The 7,474-nt window shown below is 63.1% G+C and carries 4 protein-coding genes; all 4 read left to right on the forward strand.

Annotation, left to right across the window (positions count from 1 at the left end):
• Positions 1–531 carry a molybdenum cofactor biosynthesis protein B gene (moaB, locus tag MSG32_RS05665; RefSeq protein WP_216060588.1) on the forward strand — a complete coding sequence of 177 codons (531 nt, stop codon included), beginning with the start codon at positions 1–3 and terminating at the stop codon, positions 529–531.
• Entirely contained in the window at positions 521–1,840 is a 1,320-nt protein-coding gene (gene glp, locus MSG32_RS05670) for a gephyrin-like molybdotransferase Glp (protein ID WP_248378376.1), read from the forward strand. The genes moaB and glp overlap by 11 nt, the downstream gene beginning before the upstream one ends.
• Positions 1,841–2,069: 229 nt before the next feature.
• A complete protein-coding gene (locus MSG32_RS05675; RefSeq protein ID WP_248378378.1) occupies positions 2,070–2,876 on the forward strand; it encodes a carbonic anhydrase family protein in 807 nt (268 codons plus the stop codon).
• Between the two features lie 492 nt (positions 2,877–3,368).
• On the forward strand, positions 3,369–7,474 hold a 4,106-nt coding region (locus MSG32_RS05680), incomplete at its 3' end, for an Ig-like domain-containing protein (protein ID WP_248378380.1).

Here is a 7,474-nt window from a genome sequence, read left to right on the forward strand (position 1 = left end):
ATGAGCGGCAATGACGAACAGATCGGCCTCACCATCGCGGTATTGACCGTCTCGGATACACGCACCGCAGAGAATGACCGCTCCGGCGACGCTCTGGTCAACAACCTTACGGCGGCTGGCCATACCCTGCATGAAAAGCGCATCGTGCCCGATGACGTCTACCAGCTGCGCGCCGTGGTCAGCGAGTGGATCGCGGACCCGGCCGTTCAGGTCATCCTGACGACGGGCGGCACAGGCTTCACCGGGCGTGATTCCACGCCGGAAGCCATTCGCGTGCTGCTCGACAAGGAAATCCAGGGCTTCGGCGAACTCTTCCGTCAGCTTTCACACCAGGAAGTCGGCAGCTCGACGATCCAGAGCCGCTGTCTGGGAGGGCTGGCCAACCGTACCGTGGTGTTCTGTCTGCCCGGCTCCACCGGCGCCTGCAAGACGGCCTGGAACGGCATCCTCAAGGAGCAGCTCGACAGCCGTCACCGCCCCTGCAACTTCGCCAACCTGGTGATTCCGGAGCGCGGAACCCATGCCCACTGACGCCAGTAAAGACCCGCATTCCCAGCCGTCGCCTTCCGCGGCGGCAGGATGTGGCTGCGACGCCGTGCCTGCCGGCGCCAAGGGGCTGGCGCCCCTGGCCAGTGCACTCGCAGCGCTCCGTGACAGCTGCCCGCTGATGCCAGCCGAGCGCGTGGCAGTCAGTGACGCCGCAGGACGTGTGCTCGCCGAGGACGTGCATGCCGAGCTTGACGTGCCGCCTGCCGACAACTCCCAGATGGATGGTTACTGCGCCCGGGTGGCGGACATCGGTGACGGTGCCTGGCTGCCGATCAGTCAGCGTATCGCGGCAGGCCAGCCTGCCACGCCGCTGGCCGTGGCGAGTTGTGCGCGCCTGTTCACCGGAGCGGAAATCCCCGAGGGGGCCGACGTGGTGGTCATGCAGGAAGAGGTGACACTGCGTGAAGGCGAAGATGGCACCACCCTGGCCTGGCTGCCCGGGCCTCGCACCCGCGGCGACAACATTCGCGTTCAAGGCCGGGATGTCAGCAAGGGTAGTCGATTGCTCGCGGCGGGCACGCGACTGGACGCTGCCGCGCTGGGCCTGCTGTGTGGCCAGGGGGCAAGTCACGTGATGGTGCGCCGCAAGGTACGAGTGGCCTTGTTCGCGACCGGCGATGAACTGATCGAGCCCGGCCAGCCGCTCAAGCCCGGCCAGATCTACAATTCCAATCGCGTGATGCTCAGCCAGATGCTCAGCGACTTCGGGGCTGAGGTGGTGCTGGCGCCACTCAATGTGGCCGATACCTTCGAGGCCACCCGTGACGCCCTCGCTTCGGCGGCGCAACAGGCTGACCTGATCGTCACCTGCGGTGGAGTCAGCGTCGGCGAGGAAGACCACGTCCGCCCCGCCATCGAGGCGCTCGGCAGCCTGGATCTGTGGCGCCTGGCCATCAAACCGGGCAAACCACTGGCGCTGGGACGTATCAACAGCCCCCGGGGTGACGCGGTGCGTGTCGTGGGCCTGCCGGGCAATCCGGTCTCCAGCTGGGTCGGTGGCTGGTTGTTCCTTCGTCCGTTACTGGGCGAGATGACCGACTGCGCTGCATTGCGCGAGCTGAAACGTCTCACGGTACGCGCGGCCTTCTCAGCCCGCACCGCCATCCGTCAGGACCATCTGCGCGTCACCCTGTCGCCCGGCAGTGATGGACAGCTTGAGGCACATGCCTTTCCGGACCAGAACTCGGCGGTACTCTCCTCCTGTGCCGGTGCTCAGGCATTGGCAGTGATTCCGCCCCACGCACAGCTCAACCACGGCGACAGCGTGGAATGCCTGTGGCTCGAGCGCTGACACCTCCCCCTCCCTGTTTTCACAACTGTCTTTACAACTGTCGTGACTACTGACGCGATAACTGTCACGACAACTGACGCTGGAATGCGACACCCTAGTGACACTCCAGCGTCATCTTGACCTCGCCCCTGAGTCCGGCACACTGACTGCCTTCATTCATCTGAGTTCTGACTGCCTACGGCGGCTCAGGACACTGATCGGTTACGGACTCTTGAGCAAGGACAACTCAATGCCAGCCTCTTCCTCGTCGCCCCGCGCGCTGTTACGCCCACTTGCCATGGCTGTGCTGCTTGCCACCACGTCGTCATCCTTGCCGGCGCTCGCCGATGACATTGCCACGTCGCCTGCGCCGGGCACGTCGGTCACTGAATGGAGCTATGCGAGTGAATCCGCGGATGACACCAACGCCGGAGCCAACGGCCCCGAGCATTGGGGAGAGCTCACCCCGGGCTATGCAGAGTGCTCGGCCGGCAGCCAGCAGTCGCCGATCGATATCGACAGCCAGTCACGCACGCTGAATGAAGCGGGCCCGAAACTCGACTACCACTCGCCGCTGCTCGTCACGCGCGATACGGGCCACACCCTGCAGATCGAAGGGGCCAGCGGCAATACCATGACGCTGGATGGCACCCAGTACACCCTGTCGCAGGTGCACCTGCATGTGCCGTCAGAGCACGCCATCAACGGCAAGCGTGCCGCCATGGAAATCCATCTGGTGCACAGCACGCCGGAAGGCAAGCTGGCCGTGCTGGCCGTGCTGGTCGAGGAAGGGCATGACAACCTGGCCCTCAGCCGCCTGTTGAGCCGCCTCCCCCAGCGCGGTCTCTCCGAGACCCTGACAAGCGGCCTGTCTGCCAACCTGCTGCTGCCACGCGAGCATGCCGGCTGGCAGTACTCCGGCTCGCTTACCACCCCGCCATGCTCTGAGCCTGTCACCTGGTTTGTCATGCAGACGCCGATCGAAGCCTCCCAGGCACAGATCGACGCCTACCATGAATGGCAAGGCGGAGAGAATGCCCGCCCCCTTCAGCGCTGATTGATACAAGGCGCGCCACGGACGACAAAGGCGCCACCCTCACGGGTGGCGCCTTTTTTATTCTCGAAAACATATTTCATGCGTTTAAACAACGTATGTCACACCTCGACAGCCAACAGTTTATAAGCATACATTAAATTAAGATCATTTTTTGCCGCCAAATTAACCAGTTAGCACTACTTGACCTTTAGCATCATGGCCGATTAGAAAAATCATACTCAGTGCATGATCCGAATACCTCTCCCAGGCGTTATTGAATTTGACACTCAACTCCCCGATCTCCTTTAGAACAAGGGCTCAAGGAGGTGTCGACATAGTGAGCAGTGAAACTAAAGGTTCGAAAGAAAATCAATATTCCAATAAACCATATATCAACGACATTAGATTGATGTCTGGGTACTAGAAAAATGATCCAGGTCATAATAACGTGTTGATTATTGATAATTAATAGAAAGTCGCGAATGCACAAGAAGTGCCATTGAGGATAACGATATGCCGGTAACTGCCAAGGTCGCTCCCCACGGTCAGCTCGCGGAACAGGAAACGGTCCTGCGTGAAGTCGATACCATTGCCCTCAATAGATCATCGGATGTCAGTCTGGATCTCCATCCTCGCGATATCGAGGTAATGACCCGCCAGGGAGACAACCTGCTTGTCACCCTCGAAAACGGGGAACTGATCACGGTCGAAAACTTCTACGCAGACCCCACCGAGCTCAGCCACCTGTATCTGCAAGGCGATGAGTTCGCCGGTGAGCTCTTTCAGGTGGGTCTGGGTGAAGCTGGCGCAGGGGGCGCTGTGCCCTTCACCAGTACCGCGACCTTGACGACGGCAGAGACGGCTCTCACTACCGCAGCAGCGGGTGCGGGCACTGCGGGTGCAGAAGCCGCAACGGGCGCAGGTGCGGGTGCCGGGGCTGGCATCAGCACCGCTGGCCTCGTGGCAGGCGGCGTGGCCGTTGCCGCCGGTGTCGGCGTGGCCGCTGCCACTGGCGATGACAGCTCCTCCTCGGATGAGGACACGACAGCGCCTGAGGCGCCTGTCCTCGACGAGACCAATGGCAACATCCTCACCGGCAGCAGTGAGCCCGGCGCCACTATCGAGGTCACCAATGCCGCCGGCGACAGCGTAGGAAGCGCCGTTGCCGATGCCGATGGCAACTTCTCGGTCGAGCTGTCCCCCACGCAGGAAGCCGGCACCGAACTGACCGCCACCGCCACCGATGCCGCCGGCAACGTGAGCGAAGCCTCCACCGCGGTCACCGTGCCGCAGGATGCTGACATCACGGCACCCAACACCCCGACCATCGCCTCCGCGACGGATGATGTGGAAGCCATCACTGGAGCGCTCGAGGATGGCGACAGCACCAATGACACCACGCCGACCCTGGGCGGTACTGCTGAAGTCGGCAGCACCGTCACTGTCACGCTCGATGGTGATGTGATCGGCACCACCACCGCCGACAGCAACGGTGCCTGGAGCTTCACTCCAAACACCGAGCTTGACGATGGCGAGCATGTCTTCAGCGTCACCGCGACCGATGCCGCCGGCAATGAAAGCCCAGCGTCTGGCGAGTTCACGCTCACAGTCGACACCACTGCGCCGGATGCGCCGGTTCTGAGCGAGACCGATGGCACCACGGCATCCGGTACGGCCGAAGCCGGTAGCGACATCGAGATCACCAACAGCAATGGCGATAGCGTCGGCACTGGGATTGCGGAAGACGATGGCACCTTCTCCATCGAACTTGATCCGCCCCAGCAGGATGACGAGGCGCTGACGGCCACCGCTACGGATCCTGCCGGCAACATCAGCAGCACCTCGACACCAGCGAGCGTAGATTCAAGCACCGACTCCACCGCGCCTACCCCCCCTACCATCGCCTCCGCGACCGACGATGTGCCAGCCGATACCGGTGCCCTCGCCTCCGGCGACAGCACCAATGACGCGACGCCGACGCTGACCGGCAGCGCCGAAGCCGGCAGCACCGTTACCATCACCCATAACGGCGAAGTCGTTGATACGGTCGTGGCAGATGCCAATGGCAACTGGAGCTACACCCCGAGCGCTGATCTCACCGATGGCGAGCACGTCTTCAGCGTCACCGCGACCGATGCCGCCGGCAACGAAAGCCCAGCGTCTGGCGAGTTCACCCTCACGGTCGACACTATCGCTCCGGACGCACCGACCCTGTCCGAGACCGATGGCGAGACGGCCAATGGCAGCACCGTCAATGGTAGCGCCGAGGCCGGTGGCACCGTTGAAATCACCAATGGTGATGGCAATCTGCTGGGCAGCGGCACTGTCGCCGATGACGGCACGTTCAGCATCACGCTGTCTCCGAAGCAGGAAGCCGGCGCTGAACTGACCGCCACCGTCACTGACGCCGCGGGTAACGAAAGCCCAGTCTCCGACACCCTGGTGGTGCCGGAAGACGCTGACGTGACTCCGCCGAACACCCCTACCATCACCTCCGCGACCGACGACGTGGCAGCCGATACCGGTGCCCTCGCCTCCGGCGACAGCACCAACGATGCGACACCGACCTTGACCGGCAGCGCCGAAGCCAACAGCACCGTCAACATCACCCATAACGGTGAAGTCGTTGATAACGTGACAGCGGATGCCAATGGCGCCTGGCGCTACACCCCGAGCACTGAGCTCACCGATGGCGATCATGTCTTCAGCGTCACCGCGACCGATGCCGCCGGTAACGAAAGTGCATCCTCTGGCGATTTCACACTCACCGTCGATACCGCTGCGCCGGATGCGCCGATCCTGTCCGAGACGGATGGCGAGACGGCTAATGGCAGCACCGTCAATGGTAGCGCCGAGGCCGGCGGGACTGTCGAAATCACCAATGGTGATGGCGAGCTGCTGGGCAGCGGCACTGTTGCCGATGACGGTACCTTCAGCATCACGCTGTCTCCGAAGCAGGACGCCGGCGCTGAGCTGACCGCCACCGTCACCGACGCCGCGGGTAACGAAAGTGCTGTCTCCGACACCCTGGTAGTGCCGGAAGACACTGACGTTACCGCGCCGAACACGCCGACCATCATTTCCGCGACCGACGATGTACCAGCCGATACCGGTGCCCTCGCCTCGGGCGACAGCACCAATGACGCGACGCCGACGCTGACCGGCAGCGCCGAGGCCGGCAGCACTGTCACCATCACCCACAACGGCGAAGTCGTTGATACGGTCGTGGCAGATGCCAATGGCGCCTGGCGCTATACCCCGAGCGCTGAGCTCACCGATGGCGAGCATGTCTTCAGCGTCACCGCGACCGATGCCGCCGGCAACGCAAGCGCGCCGTCTGGCGAGTTCACGCTCACCGTCGACACCGCCGCGCCTGATGCACCGATCCTGTCCGAGACCGATGGCGAGACCGCCAACGGCAGCACCGTCAATGGTAGCGCCGAGGCCGGCGGGACCGTCGAAGTCACCAATGGTGATGGCGATCTGCTGGGCAGCGGTACTGTCGCCGATGACGGCACCTTCAGCATCACGCTGTCTCCGAAGCAGGAAGCTGGCGCTGAGCTGACCGCTACCGTCACCGACGCCGCGGGTAACGAAAGCCCAGTCTCCGACACCCTGGTGGTGCCGGAAGCGGCGGATGTTACCGCGCCGAACACGCCGACCATCGCTTCCGCGACCGACGATGTGGAAGCCGTTACCGGTGCCCTCGCCTCGGGCGACAGCACCAACGATGCGACGCCGACGCTGACCGGCAGCGCAGAAGCCGGCAGCACCGTCACCATCACCCACAACGGCGAAGTCGTTGATAGCGTGACGGCGGATACCAATGGCACATGGAGCTACACACCGACTACTGATCTCACCGATGGCGACCACGTCTTCAGCGTCACCGCGACTGACGAAGCCGGCAATGAAAGCCCAGCGTCTGGCGAGTTCACGCTCACGGTCGACACCAACGCGCCTGATGCGCCGGTTCTGAGCGAGACCGATGGCACCACCGTCGCCGGAACCGGTGAAGCGGGCACCACGGTCGAGATCACCAATGCCAACGATGATGTGCTGGGAACAGCGGTCGTCGATGCAGAAGGCAACTTCTCGGTTGAGCTCTCACCGGAGCAGGAAGCTGGCAGCACACTGACAGCCACGGCAACAGACCCGGCCGGCAATGAAAGCGGAGCGTCCGCGGCACTTAATGTGCCCGAAGACGCTGACGTTACCGCGCCGAACACGCCAACCATCACCTCCGCCACAGATGATGTACCAGCCGATACCGGCACCCTCGCCTCTGGCGACAGCACCAATGACGCGACGCCGACCCTCATCGGCAGCGCTGAGGCCAATAGCACCGTCACCATCACCCACAACGGTGAGGAAATCGCGACAGCCACCGCCGATGCCAATGGTGCCTGGAGCTACACACCGGCTACTGATCTCACCGATGGCGAGCATGTCTTCAGCGTCACAGCGACCGATGCCGCCGGCAACGAAAGCCCGGCGTCTGGCGAGTTCACACTCACCGTCGACACCACCGCGCCGGATGCGCCAGTCCTGAGCGAGACCGATGGCACCACCGTCGCCGGGACCGGTGAAGCGGGCACCACGGTCGAGATCACCAATGC

The organism is Cobetia sp. 1CM21F, assembly GCF_023161745.1.
Classification (GTDB): domain Bacteria; phylum Pseudomonadota; class Gammaproteobacteria; order Pseudomonadales; family Halomonadaceae; genus Cobetia; species Cobetia amphilecti.

What these genes read in the sequence shown, in the direction of transcription:
- moaB (WP_216060588.1), top strand. Translation starts at nt 1, where the DNA reads ATGAGCGGCAATGACGAACAGATCGGCCTCACCATCGCGGTATTGACC.
- glp (WP_248378376.1), top strand. Translation starts at nt 521, where the DNA reads ATGCCCACTGACGCCAGTAAAGACCCGCATTCCCAGCCGTCGCCTTCC.
- MSG32_RS05675 (WP_248378378.1), top strand. Translation starts at nt 2,070, where the DNA reads ATGCCAGCCTCTTCCTCGTCGCCCCGCGCGCTGTTACGCCCACTTGCC.